Below are 17,776 nucleotides of genomic sequence, written 5' to 3' on the forward strand. Positions count from 1 at the left end.
GACAGGCCCGCGAGCGCACGCGCTCGCGGGCCTGTCCGTCGACCAGGGCTCAGCGGTAGTCGCGGCCGAAGTCGTAGTCGTCCAGCGGGACGGCTGCGCCGGTGCCCGTGCCGAAGACGTCGGGGGTGTAGTACCCGTCGTCGTAGCTCGGGATGGCGTAGGCGGCCACGCGGGCTTCCTCGGTCGGCTGCACCTGGATGTTGCGGTACTTGTTGATGCCCGTGCCCGCCGGGATCAGCTTGCCGATGATCACGTTCTCCTTCAGGCCCACGAGCTTGTCGCTGCGGCCGTTGATGGCCGCGTCGGTCAGCACGCGGGTCGTCTCCTGGAATGAGGCGGCCGACAGCCACGAGTCGGTGGCCAGCGACGCCTTCGTGATGCCCATCAGGACCGGGCGGCCGGAGGCGGGCTCGCCGCCCGCGGCCACCACGCGGCGGTTCTCGGACTCGAACTCGGCACGCTCGATCAGCGCGCCGGGCAGGAACTCCGTGGCGCCGCTGTCCAGGATGGTGACCCGGCGCAGCATCTGGCGGACGATGACCTCGATGTGCTTGTCGTGGATCGACACGCCCTGCGCGCGGTACACCTTCTGGACCTCGTCCACCAGGTGCAGCTGGGCCTCGCGCGGACCCATGACGCGCAGCACCTCGTGCGGGTCGGGCGTGCCCTCCAGCAGCTGCTGGCCGACCGCCACGTGGTCGCCGTCGGCGAGCGGGCCGTCCGGGGTCAGCGCCAGGCGCTGGCGCTTGGACAGCTTGTCCATCACGATCTCCTCGGAGCCGTCGTCCGGGATGATCGTGATCTTCCAGTAGCGGTCGCCGTCCTCGATGCGCACGCGGCCGTCGGTGTCGGCGATCGGGGCCTTGCCCTTGGGGACGCGGGCCTCGAACAGCTCCTGGACGCGGGGCAGACCGGTGGTGATGTCGTCCCCGGCCACACCGCCCTGGTGGAAGGTGCGCATGGTCAGCTGCGTGCCGGGCTCGCCGATGGACTGCGCGGCGACGATGCCGACGGCCTCGCCGATGTCGACCAGCTGGCCGGTCGCCATCGAGCGGCCGTAGCAGGTCGCGCAGACGCCGACCGCGGCCTCGCAGGTCAGCACGGAGCGGACCTTGACCTTGAGCACGTTCGACGACAGCAGCTTCTCGATCGCCGGGTCGCCGAGGTCGTCGGCGCGGTTCATCAGCACGTTGCCGTCGGCGTCGGTGACGTCCTCGGCGACGCAGCGCGCGTACACGCCGGTCTCCACGTGCTGGTGGCGCACCACCCGGCCGTCGGCGCCCACGACGCCCAGCGGCATCACGATGCCGCGGGTGGTGCCGCAGTCGACCTCGCGCACGATGACGTCCTGCGAGACGTCCACCAGACGGCGGGTCAGGTAGCCCGAGTCGGCGGTGCGCAGCGCGGTGTCGGCCAGACCCTTGCGGGCGCCGTGCGTGGCGATGAAGTACTCCAGCACCGACAGGCCCTCGCGGAAGTTGGCCTTGATCGGCCGCGGGATGAACTCACCCCGCGGGTTGGTGACCAGGCCGTTCATGCCCGCGAGCTGGCGGATCTGGGTCATGTTGCCCGCCGCGCCCGACTTGACGATCATCGGGATCGGGTTGTCGTCGGGGAAGTTCTCCTCCATGACCCGGGCGACCTCGTCGGTGGCCTTGGCCCAGACCTGCACCAGCTCGCTGTTGCGCTCGGCCAGGGACAGCTGGCCGCGCTGGTAGCGCTTCTCGACCGTGTCCGCCTTGTTCTCGTAGTCGTCCAGGATGCCCTGCTTGGCCTCCGGGACGAGCACGTCGGAGATCGAGATGGTGACGCCGGAGCGGGTCGCGTAGTAGAAGCCCGCGTCCTTGAGCTTGTCCAGCGTCTGCGCCACCGCCACCATCGGGTAGCGCTCGGCGAGGTCGTTCACGATCGCCGCCTGGCGCTTCTTGGGCAGCAGCTCGTTGATGAACGGGTAGTCCGCCGGGAGCAGGTCGTTGAACAGCACCCGGCCCAGCGTGGTCTCGGCCAGCCACGGCGTGCCGGGGGTCCAGTCCTCGCCGACCATGCCCGGGCCGGGCGTGCGGTCGGTGATGCGGATCTTGACCGGCGACTGCAGGCTGATCGTGCCGCGGTCGTAGGCCATGATCGCCTCGGCCGGGGAGGAGAAGGCCAGGCCTGCGCCGGGGCCGTCCTCCTTGAGCCGGGTCAGGTAGTAGATGCCGGTGACCATGTCCAGCCGCGGCATCGCCAGCGGGCGGCCCGAGCCCGGCGACAGGATGTTGTGGCTGGACAGCATGAGGATGCGGGCCTCGGCCTGCGCCTCGGCCGACAGCGGCAGGTGCACCGCCATCTGGTCACCGTCGAAGTCGGCGTTGAACGCCTCGCACACCAGCGGGTGCAGCTGGATGGCCTTGCCCTCGACCAGCTGCGGCTCGAACGCCTGGATGCCCAGGCGGTGCAGGGTCGGGGCGCGGTTGAGCAGCACCGGGTGCTCGTTGATGACCTCTTCCAGCACGTCCCACACCGCGGGCCGGGCGCGCTCCACCATCCGCTTGGCGGACTTGATGTTCTGCGCGTGGTTGAGGTCGACGAGCCGCTTCATCACGAACGGCTTGAACAGCTCCAGCGCCATCGCCTTGGGCAGGCCGCACTGGTGCAGCTTCAGCTGCGGGCCGACGATGATGACCGAGCGGCCGGAGTAGTCGACGCGCTTGCCGAGCAGGTTCTGGCGGAACCGGCCCTGCTTGCCCTTGAGCAGGTCGGACAGCGACTTGAGCGGGCGGTTGCCCGGGCCGGTCACCGGCCTGCCGCGGCGGCCGTTGTCGAACAGCGCGTCGACGGCCTCCTGCAGCATCCGCTTCTCGTTGTTGACGATGATCTCGGGCGCGCCGAGGTCGATCAGCCGCTTCAACCGGTTGTTGCGGTTGATCACCCGGCGGTACAGGTCGTTGAGGTCGGAGGTCGCGAAGCGGCCACCGTCGAGCTGCACCATCGGGCGCAGGTCCGGCGGGATGACCGGGACGCAGTCCAGCACCATGCCCATCGGCGAGTTGCGGGTCGCCTGGAAGGCGGCCACGACCTTGAGCCGCTTGAGCGCGCGCAGCTTCTTCTGGCCCTTGCCCGAGCGGATGACCTCGCGCAGGCTGTCCGCCTCGGCGTCGACGTCGAAGTCGCGCAGCAGCGTCTGGATGGCCTCGGCGCCCATCGCGCCGGTGAAGTAGTCGCCGTAGCGGTCGATCAGCTCGCGGTAGAGCAGCTCGTCGGCGATGAGCTGCTTGGGCTCCAGCTTGGTGAAGGTGCTCCAGATCTCCTCGAGCCGGTCCAGCTCGCGCTGGGCCCGGTCGCGGAGCTGGCGCATCTCGCGCTCGCCGCCCTCCTTGACCTTGCGGCGCACGTCGCTCTTGGCGCCCTCGGCCTCCAGCTGGGCCAGGTCGGCCTCCAGCTTCTGGGCCCGGGCCTCGATGTCGGCGTCGCGCTTGTTCTCGACCTGCTTGCGCTCGACGCCCATCTCGGACTCCAGCGTGGGCAGGTCGTTGTGCCGCAGCTCGGTGTTCACCCCGGTGATCACGTACGCGGCGAAGTAGATGATCTTCTCGAGGTCCTTCGGGGCCAGGTCGAGCAGGTAGCCCAGCCGCGACGGCACACCCTTGAAGTACCAGATGTGGGTGACCGGGGCGGCCAGCTCGATGTGGCCCATCCGCTCCCGGCGCACCTTGGCTCGGGTGACCTCGACGCCGCAGCGCTCGCAGATGATGCCCTTGAAGCGCACGCGCTTGTACTTGCCGCAGTAGCACTCCCAGTCCCGGGTGGGACCGAAGATCTTCTCGCAGAACAGACCATCCTTCTCCGGCTTCAGCGTCCGGTAGTTGATGGTCTCGGGCTTCTTCACCTCGCCGTAGGACCACTGGCGGATGTCGTCGGCAGTGGCCAGGCCGATGCGGAGCTCGTCGAAGAAGTTGACGTCCAGCAAGGCGGTTCCTTCTCCCCTACTTGGGTTCTGGCTTGGGGAATCGGCGCTGGTCGGGGGCCGTGGCGGCCCCCGACCGGCGAGGGTCAGTTGACGACGTCGTCCACCGAGGGCGACTCGTTGCGGGAGAGGTTGATGCCCAGGTTGGCCGCGGCGCGCTCGAGGTCCTCGTCGTCGCTGTCGCGCATCTCGATGGCGGCGCCGTCGCTGGACAGCACCTCCACGTTCAGGCAGAGCGACTGCAGCTCCTTGAGGAGCACCTTGAAGGACTCCGGGATGCCCGGCTCCGGGATGTTCTCGCCCTTGACGATCGCCTCGTAGACCTTGACCCGGCCGAGCACGTCGTCGGACTTGATCGTGAGCAGCTCCTGCAGCGTGTAGGCCGCGCCGTAGGCCTGCATGGCCCAGCACTCCATCTCGCCGAAGCGCTGGCCGCCGAACTGCGCCTTACCACCCAGCGGCTGCTGGGTGATCATCGAGTACGGGCCGGTCGAGCGCGCGTGGATCTTGTCGTCGACCAGGTGCAGCAGCTTCAGGATGTACATGTAGCCCACGGCGACCGGGTGCGGGAACGGCTCCCCGCTGCGGCCGTCGAACAGCTGCGCCTTGCCGTCGGGCTGCACCATGCGCTCGCCGTCGCGGTTCGGGCGGGTGGACCCGAGCAGGCCCATCAGCTCGTGCTCCTTGGCGCCGTCGAACACCGGGGTCGCGGTGTTGGTGTTCGGCTCGACCTCGTAGAGGTCCTCGGGGAGCTGCTTGGCCCACTCCGCGTCCGGATCGATCGACCAGCCCTGCTTGGCGCACCAGCCCAGGTGCAGCTCCAGGATCTGGCCGATGTTCATCCGTCGCGGCACACCGTGGGTGTTCAGGATGATGTCGACCGGCGTGCCGTCGGCGAGGAAGGGCATGTCCTCGGCGGGCAGGATCTTGCCGATGACGCCCTTGTTGCCGTGGCGGCCCGCGAGCTTGTCGCCGTCCTGGATCTTGCGCTTCTGGGCGACGTAGACCCGGACCAGCTCGTTGACGCCCGGGGGCAGCTCGTCCTCGTCCTCGCGGGAGAAGACCCGGATGCCGATGACCTTGCCGGACTCGCCGTGCGGGACCTTCAGCGAGGTGTCGCGCACCTCGCGGGCCTTCTCGCCGAAGATCGCGCGCAGCAGCCGCTCCTCCGGGGTCAGCTCGGTCTCGCCCTTCGGGGTGACCTTGCCGACCAGGATGTCACCAGCGGAGACCTCGGCGCCGATGCGCACGATGCCGCGCTCGTCGAGGTCGGCGAGCACCTCCTCGGAGACGTTCGGGATGTCCCGGGTGATCTCCTCGGCGCCCAGCTTGGTGTCGCGGGCGTCGATCTCGTGCTCGTCGATGTGGATCGAGGTGAGCACGTCGTCCTGCACCAGGCGCTGCGAGACGATGATCGCGTCCTCGTAGTTGTGGCCCTCCCACGGCATGATCGCCACGAGCAGGTTCTTGCCCAGGGCCATCTCGCCGTTCTCGATGCACGGCCCGTCGGCGATGACCTGGCCGACCTCGACCCGCTGGCCCTCGCTGACGATGGGCTTCTGGTTGATGCAGGTGCCCTGGTTGGACCGGCGGAACTTGTGCAGGCCGTAGGTGCGGCGGGTGCCGTCGTCGGCCATGACCGTGATGAAGTCGGCGGAGACCTCCTCGACCACACCGGCCTTCTCCGCGGTGACCAGGTCACCGGCGTCGACCGCGGCGCGCAGCTCCATGCCGGTGCCGACCAGCGGGGACTCGCTGCGCAGCAGCGGCACCGCCTGGCGCTGCATGTTGGCGCCCATCAGGGCGCGGTTGGCGGCGTCGTGCTCCAGGAACGGGATCATCGCGGTGGCGACGGAGACCATCTGCCGCGGCGAGACGTCCATGTAGTCGACGTCGAACGGCTCGATCAGCTCGACCTCGCCGCCCTTCTTGCGGACCAGGACGCGGTCCTCGACGAAGTGGCCGTGCTCGTCCAGCGGCGCGTTCGCCTGGGCGATGACGTGCCGGTCCTCCTCGTCGGCGGTCAGGTAGTCGATCTGGTCGGTGACCTGGCCCTCGACGACCTTGCGGTAGGGCGTCTCGATGAAGCCGAACGGGTTGACCCGCGCGTAGCTCGACAGCGAGCCGATCAGGCCGATGTTCGGGCCTTCCGGGGTCTCGATCGGGCACATGCGGCCGTAGTGGCTGTGGTGGACGTCGCGGACCTCCATGCCCGCGCGCTCCCGGGACAGGCCGCCCGGGCCCAGCGCCGAGAGGCGGCGCTTGTGGGTCAGGCCGTCGACCGGGTTGGTCTGCTGCATGAACTGGGACAGCTGCGAGGTGCCGAAGAACTCCTTGATCGCGGCCACGACCGGCCGGATGTTGATCAGGGTCTGCGGGGTGATCGCCTCGACGTCCTGGGTGGTCATCCGCTCGCGGACGACGCGCTCCATGCGGGAGAGGCCGACCCGGATCTGGTTCTGGATCAGCTCGCCGACGGTGCGCAGGCGGCGGTTGCCGAAGTGGTCGATGTCGTCGATCTCGACCGGCACCTCGACGGCGTCCTCGCCGCTGCCGGAGGTCATGGTCGTCTCGCCCGCGTGCAGGCGCACCAGGTACTCGATCGTGGTGACGATGTCGTCCTCGGTGAGCACGCCGGTGCTCATCGGCACGTTCAGGCCGAGCTTCTTGTTGACCTTGTAGCGGCCGACCTTGGCCAGGTCGTAGCGCTTGTCCTTGAAGAACAGGTTCTCCAGGAGGGTCTGGGCGCTCTCCTTCGTCGGCGGCTCGCCCGGGCGCAGCTTGCGGTAGATGTCCAGCAGCGCCTCGTCGGTGCCCGCGGTGTGGTCCTTCTCCAGCGTGGCCAGCAGCGTCTCGGAGAAGGAGAAGCGCTCGCGGATGGCCTCGGTCGTCCAGCCCAGGGCCTTGAGCAGCACGGTCACCGGCTGGCGGCGCTTGCGGTCGATGCGCACGCCGACGGTGTCGCGCTTGTCGACGTCGAACTCCAGCCACGCGCCGCGGCTGGGGATGATCTTGACGCTGAAGACGTCCTTGTCCGTCGTCTTGTCGATCGAGGTGTCGAAGTAGACGCCGGGCGAGCGGACCAGCTGGGAGACCACGACACGCTCGGTGCCGTTGATGATGAAGGTGCCCTTGTCCGTCATCACCGGGAAGTCGCCCATGAACACCGTCTGGCTCTTGATCTCGCCGGTGGTGTTGTTGGTGAACTCCGCGGTGACGAACAGCGGCGCCGCGTAGGTCATGTCCCGGTCCTTGCACTCCTCGACCGAGGCCTTGACCTCGTCGAAGCGCGGGTCGGAGAAGGAGAGGGACATCGACCCGGAGAAGTCCTCGATCGGGGAGATCTCGTTGAGGACCTCCTCCAGCCCACCGATCGGGTTCTCCTCGCCTGCGTCGACGCGGCGCTGGAACCACGCCTCGGCGCCGGTGAACCACTCGAACGACTGGATCTGCAGGTCCAGCAGGTCGGGGGTGCCCAGGGGCTCACGGATCTTCGCGAACGAGACCCGCTTCGGGGCTCCCGGAATCTCGGACTGGGTGGAGTTGGTCGCAAGCGTGGCCTTGGTCGCGCGGGAGACTGCCAAGATGCGTCCTTCCAGGACTATGAGCGGTCGACAGCCGCATTAGCACAGCTCACGCGACTGTCAAGGGTGCCGTGGTGCCCAACATCCTAGCTCTCGGCAAAGGGCGTGCGGAAAATGGGCAGCGCAAAGGGGCAGTCTAGCCACTGACAGGGCGACTGTCGAGGCCCGCGCTCAATCGGCCCTCCTGATCGAGGTCGCTGCTCGGATACAGCCTGAACCCAGCACCCCCGGCAGTCAAGATGCCACGCCAACGAAACCACTTTTGCAGCAGTGTCCCGCCGTTCGCCGATCACGTCTTGACCTGCCCAAACACCCGTGGTAGCCGGATCAAGCCCGGCACTGCCCCGGACGGGCTGTCAGCACTGCGGGAGAGGCTGGCCGTTGGGCAGCGGCTGGTTGAACGTGTCGAACGAGGTGATCTTCCACGACCCGTCCACGCGCTCCGCGGTGACCCCCAGCTGCGCCCCGCTGGCTGTGGTCTTGGCCTCATCCACGCGGGTGGAGGTCTGGTCGATGAACACCAGCGCCTCGGCCCGGTCGGCCGACAGCGACCGCACGCCCAGCTCGCGGACGATCGTGGTGTGCACCAGCTTCTGGGCCGGGGCCAGCTCCTTGAGCTGGCCGAACATGGCCTCGTACTCGCACACGGCCCGGCCCGCCAGCACCTCGCGCACGGCCGCGGCGGTGCGGTCGAGGTCGCGGTAGTCGTAGGAGAGGGCGCGCTCGAGCGCGGTGCTGATCCGGGTCTTGACCTCGGCGGTGGCCGCCGGGTCGGTGAAGGCGGCGTTCGCCCGGTCCGCCCCCGAGCTCAGCCGGTCGGCCTGCCCCTTGGCGTAGAGGCCGACGGCGGCCAGCAGGAGGGCGACCACGGCCACGGCGATGGCGGTGTTGACGGCTCGCTTGCCGGGGTCGACCGACGTCTTCGCCCTGGTCGGACCGCCCGCCGACCGCTCGGCGACCGCGAGGTCCGCAGGCGCCGCCCGCCCCCCGGCCCGCCGCTTGCCGGTCGGCGACGGCCGCCTGGCGACGGATTCTTCGTGATCCTCGTCACTGTTTGCCGCGGGCGTGGCGGTGACAATCCCGTCGGTGACGACGGCCGTCGTGGCGTCGTCGTCACCCCCGGCGGTCTCCTCGGCAAGGACCGCCTGCGGCTCGCGGCGGGACGCGGGCCCGCTCACCTCGGCGTCCGCCCGCCCACCGGCGATCGCTGCTAGCCGCTCGTCCTCGACCAGGCGGGCGGTCGGGGCCTCCTCAGTGGCACCCGCAGCCTGCGACCGGGGGACACGCGCACCGGAGGCGGCTGCCTGCTCGCTGGCGGCCGCTCCAGCCTGCGCACCCTCGCGGGCGGTCGGGGTCTCGTCAGCGGCGCCCACGGCCTGCGACCGGGGACCACCCGCACCGGGCGCGGCCGCCTGCTTCCCGACGGCCGATCCAGCCTGCTCGTCCTCGACCGCGCGCGAGGTCGGGGTCTCCTCGGTGGTGTCCGGGCTCTGGGCCCGGGGGTGGGACGCCGGGACGTCCGCGTCGAAGGCGGCCGTCTGCTCGCTCTCCACCGCGCGGGGGGCCGGGGGCTCGGCCGCCTGCTCGCTGGCGACCGCTTCAGCCTGCTCGTGCTCGACCGTGCGGGTGGGTGGGGTCTGCTCGGGGGTGTCCGGGGTCTGCGGCGCGCGGCGGGAGGTGGGAGTGCTCGTCTCGGGGGGCGGTGCCTGCTCGTGCTCGGTCGCGGGCGCGGGCTCGGGGCGGGGCGGCTTGCGCAGGCCTGCCACGCGGGGGCGGCGGGTGGTGGGGGCGGCGGACGGGCGGCGGCGCGGGGGCGTGGGCACGGGCGTTCCTCTCAGCCTGCCGGGGTGGGCAGAATGTAGGTCAGGCCGGAGAGCTTCCAGCCCTCCTCCCCGCGCTGCAGGGCGGCCTGGACGCGCAGGTACTTGTCGACGGGGGCGTCCGCGCCCTCGTTGCGGACCTCCTGGTGGACCGCGCTGATGATCGTGGCCGTGCCGGTGGTCTCGTTGAGGTCGATCACCGCGGTGCTGTAGACGCTGGCCGTGGAGACCCGCTTGCTCTGCGCGATGACCGCCTTGCCGCTCTCCCGGCCGCGTTCGAGCTGGGCCAGCATGTCGCCGGTCGACGCGGCGACCCAGCGGTCGAGGTTGGCGTCGACGTCGCGGTAGTCCATGGTGTGGAAGGTGATGATCGCCTGCTCGCCCGCGCGCACGGCGTCGTCGCGGGCGCGGGCGACGTCGAGGGTGTCGTCGGTCGCCGCCCGCAGCCAGGCGACGCCGAACCACACCGCGGCGCCGGCGCACAGCACCAGCAGGGCCAGCGCGGCCAGCACCAGCGGGTGGCGCGACACCGGCTTGGCGGGCGCGGCCGCCTGGTCGACGGATTCGGTCATGGCGCTCCAGACTACGTAGTTCGGCCCAGGCCGAGCAGGCCAGCCAGACCGACGGGACTGCCGATGCCCGGCTGGGTGACCACCCCGGGCACGCCTGCCAGCTCGGCCAGCTGCTCGGCGGGTCGGTCGGCGTTCTCGGCGAGCTGGTCGGGCGTCGGCTGCACCGGCTTGCCCCCGAAGGGGGCATTCTGCGACCCGCGGACGCTGATGGGGCTGCCCACCGGCTCGGCGCAGTACGCCTGGGCGTTCTCCGGCACCGGCTCCAGCTGGTCGCCCGCGCGCTGCTTGGTGCCCTCGTAGCCGCGGGTGCACGGCGGCGGGTCGAACAGGTTCAGCGCCAGGCCGAGGTGGGCGGTGCCGTCGCCGGGCACGACGGTCTTCGGGCCGACGGCCACCACCGGGTAGGCCACCAGCGCCAGTTCGAGGCCGTCCTGGCGGGTCACCATCAGGTTGGACGTGGTGAGCAGGTTCGCCAGCAGCACGCCGAGGTCGGGCCCGGTCTCGCGCAGCAGCCCGGTCACCGAGGCCGCGGCGGGCGGCGCGGCGGCGATCAGCGCGCGGATGTCGGCGTCCGAGCCGCGCAGTTGCTCGCCGAGCAGCCGCAGGTCCGCCGCGAAGCTCTTGATGTTGCCCGCCTGCGCCAGCTGGGTGTCCAGCACGATGGCGCCGTCCTCGATCAGCTTGACCGTCTCCGGCAGCGCGGCGCGGGCCGCGGCGGTGAACTCCCCGGTGCTGTCGAGCAGGGCGCGCAGGTCGTCGCCGGTGCCGGTGAACGCCTGGTGCAGCTCGTCCACCACGACCCGCAGGTCCTCCACCGGGACCGAGGAGGCCAGGTCGTCGAGGTCGCGGATGACCTTGTCGGTGCCGACCGGGACGCTGGTGCGGTCCTGCGGGATGCGGGCGCCCTCGGCCAGCACCTCGCCGCCGCCCTGGCGGGGCCGCAGGTCGACGTACTGCTCGCCGACGGCCGAGCGGTTGGCGACCACGGCGTCGAGGTCGGCGGGGATCGGCGGGGCGGCGGGCTCGATGTCCAGGTCGACCTCGATGCCCCCGGCGGTCAGCCGGATGTCGCCGACCCGGCCCACGTTGACGCCGCGGTAGGTCACCTCGGCGTTGGTGAAGATCCCGCCGGAGTCGGCCAGCTCCATGGTCACCCGGTAGCCGTTCGCGCCGAAGACGCGGCCGACGTCGGTGAACCGGAACAGCGCGTAGACGACCGCGACGACGGCGATCACGAAGAACGCGACGAGCTGCAGGCGGACGGTCTTGGTCAACATCAGGAGCCGCCTCCCAGCAGGACGTCGAAGATGCTGCCGCTGGGCGTGCCGCCGGGGGCCTGGGCGGCGGGCGGGGCGGCCGGGGTCGACGGGGTGACCGGCGGCAGCGGCAGCGGGTCGGGGGCGTTCGCTGGCACCCCGTCCTGCCCGCCGACCAGGCCGCCGACGTTGGGCACCAGGTCCTGCAGCGGGTTCTGCCTGCTGCGGCCGAGGTTGTCCAGCACGTTGGACAGGTCGAGGTCGATCTTGGCGTAGAGGTTGAAGTAGTCGCCCTTGACGCCCTTGGCCGCCTGGTCGGTGAACGGGAAGGTCAGCAGCAGCTCCAGCGACTTGGGCAGGTCGGCGCCCGCCTCGCCGAGCTTCTGCAGGGTCGGGGCCAGCGCCTTGAGGTCGGCGACCAGGTCGGCCTGGCTGCGGTTGAGCGTGTCGACCGCGACCGCCCCCAGCGACTCCAGCGCCTGCAGCATCGTGACGAGCTGGCGGCGCTGGTCGTGCAGCACCTCCAGGCCCGGCCCGATGTCCTCGATGACGCCCGCGATCTGGTCGCGCTGGGCGTTGAGCGACGCGGCGAGCCGGTTGATGCCGTCGAGGGCACGGGTGATGTCGTCCTTGCCCGCGTCCAGCGTGGCCACGGCGGTGTCGAGGTTGCGCAGCAGCGCCTTGATGTCGGCGGAGTTGCCCGCCAGCGCGGCGTTCATCTCCTTGGCGATGTCCTGCAGCTGCTCAACGCCGCCGCCGTTGAGCAGCATCGACAGCGCGCCCAGGACCTCTTCGACCTCGGTGTTGCGGTTGGTCCGCTCCAGCGGGATCAGCGCCCCGTCGGCCAGCCGCCCCGCGGGCTCGGCAGGCGGGCTCAGCTCGACGTACTTCTCCCCGAGCAGGCTGGACTGGCGGATCTTGGCCAGGGCGTTGGCAGGCAGGTCGACGTCGCCGTTGACCAGCAGGGTCAGCTCGGCGGTCCAGCCGTCGGCGGCCAGGCCGACGCTGTCCACCCGCCCGACGGACACCTCGTTGACCTTGACCGCGGACTGCGGCACGAGGTCGAGCACGTCGCGGAACTGCACCCGCACCGAGTAGGGCCGGTCGCCGAGGTCGGCGCCGCCGGGCAGGGGCAGGTCGTAGATGCCGGTGAACCCGCACCCGGAGACCAGGGCGGCCGAGCCGAGCACGGCCAGCAGCGCGCGGCGCATCAGTTGCCTCCCGAGCTGAGCGGGTCGCCCGCCATCGGCAGCGGCAGCATGGGCAGCTTGCCGCTGCGCATGCCCTCGATGACCTGCGCGGGCGAGGGCAGCGGCACCGCGCCCTGCAGGATCGGCGCGAGCTGGTCGCAGGCCTCGGCCAGCGGGTTGGGCAGCTGCTGCGGCGGGGTCTGCCGCAGCAGCTTGCACACCGTGACGATCGGCGGCTGGGTCAGCTCGTTGATGTTGGAGCGCGCGTCGAGGGTGCCGGAGGAGGCGTTGTAGGAGTTGACGATGTTGCTCAGCGCCAGCGGGGCGATGTCGAGCGTCTCGGCCAGCGCGGCGCGCTGCTCGACCAGCACGCCGGTGATCGACGCCAGCTTGTCCACGTTGGTCTTCAGCGCGCCCCGGTTGTCGTCGATGAACTTCTGCACCACGCCCAGGGCGACCCCCAGCTGCTCGACCGCGGCGGCGAGGTTGCCGCGCTCGGCGGCCAGGAAGTCCGCCGCGTGGGCCAGCTGGACGCTGAAGTCGTTGACCGCTTGGTCGCTGCCCGCGAGCGTGGTGGTCAGCTCCTGCAGGTTGGCCACGGTGGCGAAGAGGTCGTCGGAGTTGCCCGAGAGGGTCGTGGAGAGCTGCCCGAGCGAGGTGATCGTGTCGTTGAGCGCCTGGCCGTTGCCCTCCAGGTTGGCCGCCAGCGCGCGCAGCAGGTCCGACAGCGCGCCGTCGGCGTTCGCGCCGTTGGGGCCCAGGGTCTCGCTGACCCGGGAGAGGCTGGCGTAGAGGTCGTCGACCTCCAGCGGGGTCGCGGTGCGCTCGCGCGGGATGACCGTGCCCGCGGCCAGCACCGCGCCGCCGGTGTAGGCCGGGGTGAGCTGGACGTAGCGGTCGGAGACCAGCGAGGGGGCCACGATGACCGCCTTCGCGTCGGCCGGGATGTCGACCGCGCGGTCCACGCTCATCCGCACCTCGACCACGTCCCCGCGCGGGGTGATCTCCTCGACCGTGCCGACCTTGACGCCGAGCACCCGCACGTCGTTGTCCTCGTAGAGGCCGACCGCGCCGGTGAAGACCGCGGTGTAGGCGCGCACGTTGGCCTCGCGCAGGAAGAACCAGAGCGCGGTGGCCAGCACCAGGCCCAGCACGCAGGCGATGGCGACGGCCCTGGCCAGGTCGTGGCCCGCCTTGGTGGCGAACCTGCTCATGACGGCCTCCCCAGGCAGCCGGGCTGGTTGAACGGGCCGAGCGCGGGCGGCAGCAGCCCGCAGATGTAGTTGTCGAACCAGCGCCCGTTGCCCACGGCGTTGTTGAACTGCCGCACGAACGGGGCGAACTTCTTGATGCCCTCGCCCAGCGCCTCCTGGTTGCGGGCGAGCATGGTGGTGAGCTGGTCGAGGCTCTCCAGCACCGGGCCCAGCTGCTCCTGGTTGTCGGCGACCAGGCCCTGCAGCTCCTTGGCGAGGGTGCGGGTGCCGGTGAGCAGGGTCGAGATCGCGTTGCGCCGGTTGTTGATCTCGGTCAGCAGCAGGTTGCCGTCGGTGAGCAGCTTGACCAGCTCGGCGTCGCGGTCGGCGAGGGTCTGGCTGACCTGGCGGGTGTTGGCCAGCAGCTTGGCCAGCTCGCGGTCGCGGGAGCTGATCGTCTCCGACAGCGCCCGCAGGCCCGAGAGCGCGGCGCCCACCTCGTCCGGGGTGTCGGCGAAGGTCTCGGCGATGACCTCGAAGCTCTTGGCCAGCTGGGCGGTGTCGACCTCGTTGACGGTCTCGGCCAGCCCGCGGAAGGCCTCCAGCACGTCGTAGGGGGCGGTCGTGCGCTCCAGCGGGATGCGGGTGCCCGGGTCCAGCACGGCGTCGCCGTCGGGCTGCAGGGCGAGGAACTTCTGGCCGAGCAAGGTCTTGATCTTGATGTCGGCCCGGCTGCGGTCGCCCACCCAGGCGTCCTTGACCTTGAACGAGACCACCACCCGGTCGCCGTCGAGCTCGACGTCGGACACCGAGCCGACCTTGATGCCCGCGATGCGCACCTCGTCGTCGGGCTGGAGCCCGGCCGCCTCGCGGAACTCGGCGCTGTAGGTGGTGCCGCCGCCGATGACCGGCAGGTCGTCGGAGTAGATCGCCGCCGTCAGCACCAGGCCGATCACCAGGAGGCTGACGACGCCGATGGGGACGGGGTTGCGGGAGCGGAAGGACCTCATTCGGTGCACCTCGCCTGGTTCGCGGGCAGCAGCGGCAGGTTGATGGGCTGCTCGATGAGCCCGGGCACGCCGATGTCGCCGGAGGCTTCGCAGAGGTAGAAGTTGAACCAGGAGCCGTAGCTGGCGGTGCGGGTCAGCGCCGCGGTCTTCTCCGGCAGGAACTGGATGAAGTGCTCGACGACCGGCTCGTTCTCGTTGAGCGTGTCCACCAGGGCGCCCAGGTGGGCGATGTCCTGCTTGAGCGGCGCGCGGGCCTCGGTGAGCAGGCCCGCGGTGGTGTCGGCCAGGCCGCCGATGGCCTCGATCGCCTCGCCGATCGGCTCGCGGTCCTCGGCCAGCCCGCTCACCAGCTGCTGCACGGTCACCAGCAGGTCCGAGAGCTGCTCGCCGCGGGCGTTGACCGTGTCCAGCACGCCGTTGAGGTTGGCGATGACCTGGCCGATGATCTCGTCCTTCTCGGCGATGGCGCTGGTCAGCGACGCGGTGTGGGTCAGCAGCGACTCGACCGTGCCGCCCTCGCCCTGGAGCACCTGGATGATCTCGTAGCTGAGCTGGTTGACCTGCTCGGGCGAGAGCGCCCGGAACAGCGGCTTGAACCCGTTGAACAGCTCGGTGAGGTCCAGCGCGGGCCGGGTGCGCTCCAGCGGGATCTCCGCGCCGGGCTCCAGCACCGCGTTGATGTCGCCGCCCGCGCCCTGGGTCAGCGCGACGTAGCGCTGGCCGACGAGGTTGCGGAACTTGATCTGCGCGCCGACGGCGGCGGGCAGCTTGCGCTCGGCGGCCACCGAGAACTCCACCAGCGCCTGGTCGCGGTCCACGATGGACACCTCTTCGACCTGCCCCACCCGCACGCCCGCGATCCGCACGTCGTCGCCGGGCAGCAGCAGCGTGGCGTCGGTGAACCGGGCCTTGTAGGTGGTGGTGCGGCTGAGGTCGACGTTGGCGATGCTGATGGCCAGCACGGCGGTGGCCGCGACGGTGACCGCCATGAACAGGGCCAGCTTGACCAGCGGCGCGGCCAGGCCCCTCATCGGAAGCTCACCTCCGCCCCGCGCAGCACCGGCCCGAGCAGCAGCGTGCTCCACGTCGGCACCTGGTTGGCCTCCACCCCCATGCCCGGGGCCAGCAGCTGGTTCACGAAGGCGACCTCCTCCGGCGAGTTCGGCAGGCCGAGCCCGCCGCCCCCGGCCGCGCTGGGCACCGTCTTCTCGGTGTTCTGCGGCGGGATCAGCCCGTCGGCCGCGGGCCGCGCGGGCGGCGGGAACGACGAGCCGTCGTTGAGCGGGCCGTCCGGCGGGGCCTGCGGGAACGGCGTGGGGAAGTCCTCGAACTCGTAGCAGCGCGGGCCGCGGTCCTCCGCGTAGCGCGGCTCGTCGACGCCCGGGCGGTAGGGGCCGCGGTTGACGGTGACCTCGATGGTGGCGTGCAGGCCGGGCTTGTTGGTGCCCTTGCCGAAGGCGATGTCGAGCGCGTCGACGTTCTCGGCCATCAGCTTCAGCAGGCACGGGTACTCCGGGGAGTACCGGGCCAGCGTCTCCAGCGTCGGCCGCGCGGTGTCGGCGAGCATGATCAGGTTCGACCGGTTGGCCCGCAGGAAGGCGTCGAAGTCGCGGCCCGCGGTGGTGACGGTGGCGAACACGGCGTCGAGGTTGCCGCGCTGCTCCGCAATGGTGTTCGAGGTGACCGTGAGGTCCGACAGCGCCTGGATGAGGTCGGGCGCCGCGGTGCTGTAGGTGTCGCTGACCGCCGCCAGCTTGGCCAGGTCCTCCCGCAGCTGCGGCAGGTGCGGGTTCAGCTCGCCGACCAGCTCCCCCAGCTCCGAGAGCGTCTCGCCGAGCTGCTCGCCGCGGCCGTCGAGCGCGGTGGCGATGGCCGTGAGCGTGCTGGAGAGCTTCTGCGGCTGGACCGCCTGCAGCACCGGCAGCAGGCTCTCGAACGCCTGCTCCAGCTCGACGGCCGCCACCGAGGTGTCCTGGCCAATCACGTCGCCCGCGGCCAGCCGGGCGGGGGCGGGCGCGTCGGGGATCTGCAGGGCGACGTAGCGCTCGCCGAAGAGGGTCTTGGGCAGGAACCGGGCGGCGACGTTGGCCGGGATGACCTCGATCTTGTCCGGGTCGATGGCCAGCTCCAGCTCGGCGCCGGTGGCCGTCGGGGTGATCCGGCGGACCTCGCCGACGATGAGCCCGCGCACCTTGACATCGGAGTGCACGGCGAGCTGGTTGCCGACCTTGTCCGTGGTCAGCGTGACCACGGCGACCGGGGTGAACGCCTTGTTGTACATCGCAATGCTCAGGCTGATCAGCCCGGCGATGACGGCGATGAACGCCAGGCCCCACAGCCTGCGCTTGAGCGTCGTGGCGAAGCTGCTCATCCCGCGATCCTCACCGTGGTCGTGGTGCCCCAGATGGCGAAGCCGATGAAGAAGTTGACCAGCGCGACGGTCACGATCGTCATGCGCACCGCCCGGCCCACGGCCACGCCGACGCCCGCGGGGCCGCCGCTGGCGGTGTAGCCGTAGTAGCAGTGCGACAGGATGATGATGACCGCGAAGACCAGCACCTTCCCGAAGGACCAGAACACGTCCTCCGGCGGTAGGAACAGGTTGAAGTAGTGGTCGTAGGTGCCCGCCGACTGCTGGTAGAAGTGCACGACGATCGTCCGCGAGGCCAAATAGGACGTCAGCAGGCCGATGATGTAGAGCGGGATCACCGCGATGAAGCCCGCGATGATCCGCGTCGTCACCAGGAACGGCAGGCTGGGGACGGCCATGACCTCCAGCGCGTCGATCTCCTCGGAGATGCGCATGGCCCCGAGCTGGGCGGTGAAGCCCGCGCCGACGGTCGCCGAGAGCGCCAGCCCCGCGACCAGCGGCGCGACCTCGCGGGTGTTGATGTAGGCCGAGGCGAACCCGGAGAAGGCGGCGGTGCCGATCTGGTCGAGCGCGGCGTAGCCCTGCATGCCGACGACGACGCCGGTGAACACCGTCAGCCCGACCATCACCCCGACGGTGCCGCCGATGACGGCCAGCGCCCCGGAGCCGAAGCTGACCTCGGCGAGCAGGCGCATGGTCTCGCGCAGGTACCGGCGCAGCGCCCGGGGGATCCAGGCCAGCGCGCGGACGTAGAAGGACAGCTGGTCGCCGAGCTCGTCGAGGGCGCCCAGCGGCTTGCCCGCGATCTTGCGGGCGGTGTCCATGCGGGGCATC

The 17,776-nt window shown here is 70.8% G+C and carries 11 protein-coding genes; all 11 read right to left on the bottom strand.

Going from position 1 to position 17,776, the window contains the following annotated elements; all coding sequences use genetic code 11:
- Nucleotides 1-49: 49 nt before the first annotated feature.
- Nucleotides 50-3,949, bottom strand: coding sequence for a DNA-directed RNA polymerase subunit beta' (locus tag ACWEPX_RS19335; RefSeq protein WP_451898563.1), 3,900 nt, complete (start codon nucleotides 3,947-3,949; stop codon nucleotides 50-52).
- 83 nt (nucleotides 3,950-4,032) lie between these two features.
- The gene (rpoB, locus tag ACWEPX_RS19340; protein ID WP_451898564.1) at nucleotides 4,033-7,530 is read right to left on the bottom strand and encodes a DNA-directed RNA polymerase subunit beta; all 3,498 of its coding nucleotides are present in this window, start codon (nucleotides 7,528-7,530) and stop codon (nucleotides 4,033-4,035) included.
- Between the two features lie 356 nt (nucleotides 7,531-7,886).
- Nucleotides 7,887-9,353, bottom strand: a complete 1,467-nt coding sequence (locus ACWEPX_RS19345; protein WP_451898565.1) for a hypothetical protein — start codon at nucleotides 9,351-9,353, stop codon at nucleotides 7,887-7,889.
- Nucleotides 9,354-9,364: 11 nt separating this feature from the next.
- Complete coding sequence (locus tag ACWEPX_RS19350) at nucleotides 9,365-9,922, bottom strand: hypothetical protein (protein ID WP_451898566.1); 558 nt, start codon at nucleotides 9,920-9,922, stop codon at nucleotides 9,365-9,367.
- Nucleotides 9,923-9,933: 11 nt separating this feature from the next.
- Complete coding sequence (locus ACWEPX_RS19355) at nucleotides 9,934-11,199, bottom strand: MCE family protein (protein ID WP_451898567.1); 1,266 nt, start codon at nucleotides 11,197-11,199, stop codon at nucleotides 9,934-9,936.
- Complete coding sequence (locus ACWEPX_RS19360; protein ID WP_451898568.1) at nucleotides 11,199-12,389, bottom strand: MCE family protein; 1,191 nt, start codon at nucleotides 12,387-12,389, stop codon at nucleotides 11,199-11,201. Before ACWEPX_RS19360 ends, ACWEPX_RS19355 begins: the two co-directional genes overlap by 1 nt.
- Nucleotides 12,389-13,582, bottom strand: a complete 1,194-nt coding sequence (locus tag ACWEPX_RS19365; RefSeq protein ID WP_451898569.1) for an MCE family protein — start codon at nucleotides 13,580-13,582, stop codon at nucleotides 12,389-12,391. Before ACWEPX_RS19365 ends, ACWEPX_RS19360 begins: the two co-directional genes overlap by 1 nt.
- Complete coding sequence (locus tag ACWEPX_RS19370) at nucleotides 13,579-14,571, bottom strand: MCE family protein (protein WP_451898570.1); 993 nt, start codon at nucleotides 14,569-14,571, stop codon at nucleotides 13,579-13,581. Before ACWEPX_RS19370 ends, ACWEPX_RS19365 begins: the two co-directional genes overlap by 4 nt.
- A complete protein-coding gene (locus tag ACWEPX_RS19375) occupies nucleotides 14,568-15,602 on the bottom strand; it encodes an MCE family protein (RefSeq protein ID WP_451898571.1) in 1,035 nt (344 codons plus the stop codon). Before ACWEPX_RS19375 ends, ACWEPX_RS19370 begins: the two co-directional genes overlap by 4 nt.
- Nucleotides 15,599-16,942: an MCE family protein gene (locus tag ACWEPX_RS19380; RefSeq protein ID WP_451898572.1), complete on the bottom strand. Its 1,344-nt coding sequence runs from the start codon at nucleotides 16,940-16,942 to the stop codon at nucleotides 15,599-15,601. Before ACWEPX_RS19380 ends, ACWEPX_RS19375 begins: the two co-directional genes overlap by 4 nt.
- On the bottom strand, nucleotides 16,939-17,775 hold the full coding sequence (locus tag ACWEPX_RS19385; RefSeq protein ID WP_451898573.1) for an MlaE family ABC transporter permease: 837 nt from the start codon (nucleotides 17,773-17,775) through the stop codon (nucleotides 16,939-16,941). The genes ACWEPX_RS19380 and ACWEPX_RS19385 overlap by 4 nt, the downstream gene beginning before the upstream one ends.
- Between the last annotated feature and the right edge of the window lies 1 nt (nucleotide 17,776).

The sequence above is a fragment of the Actinokineospora sp. NPDC004072 genome (assembly GCF_053604195.1).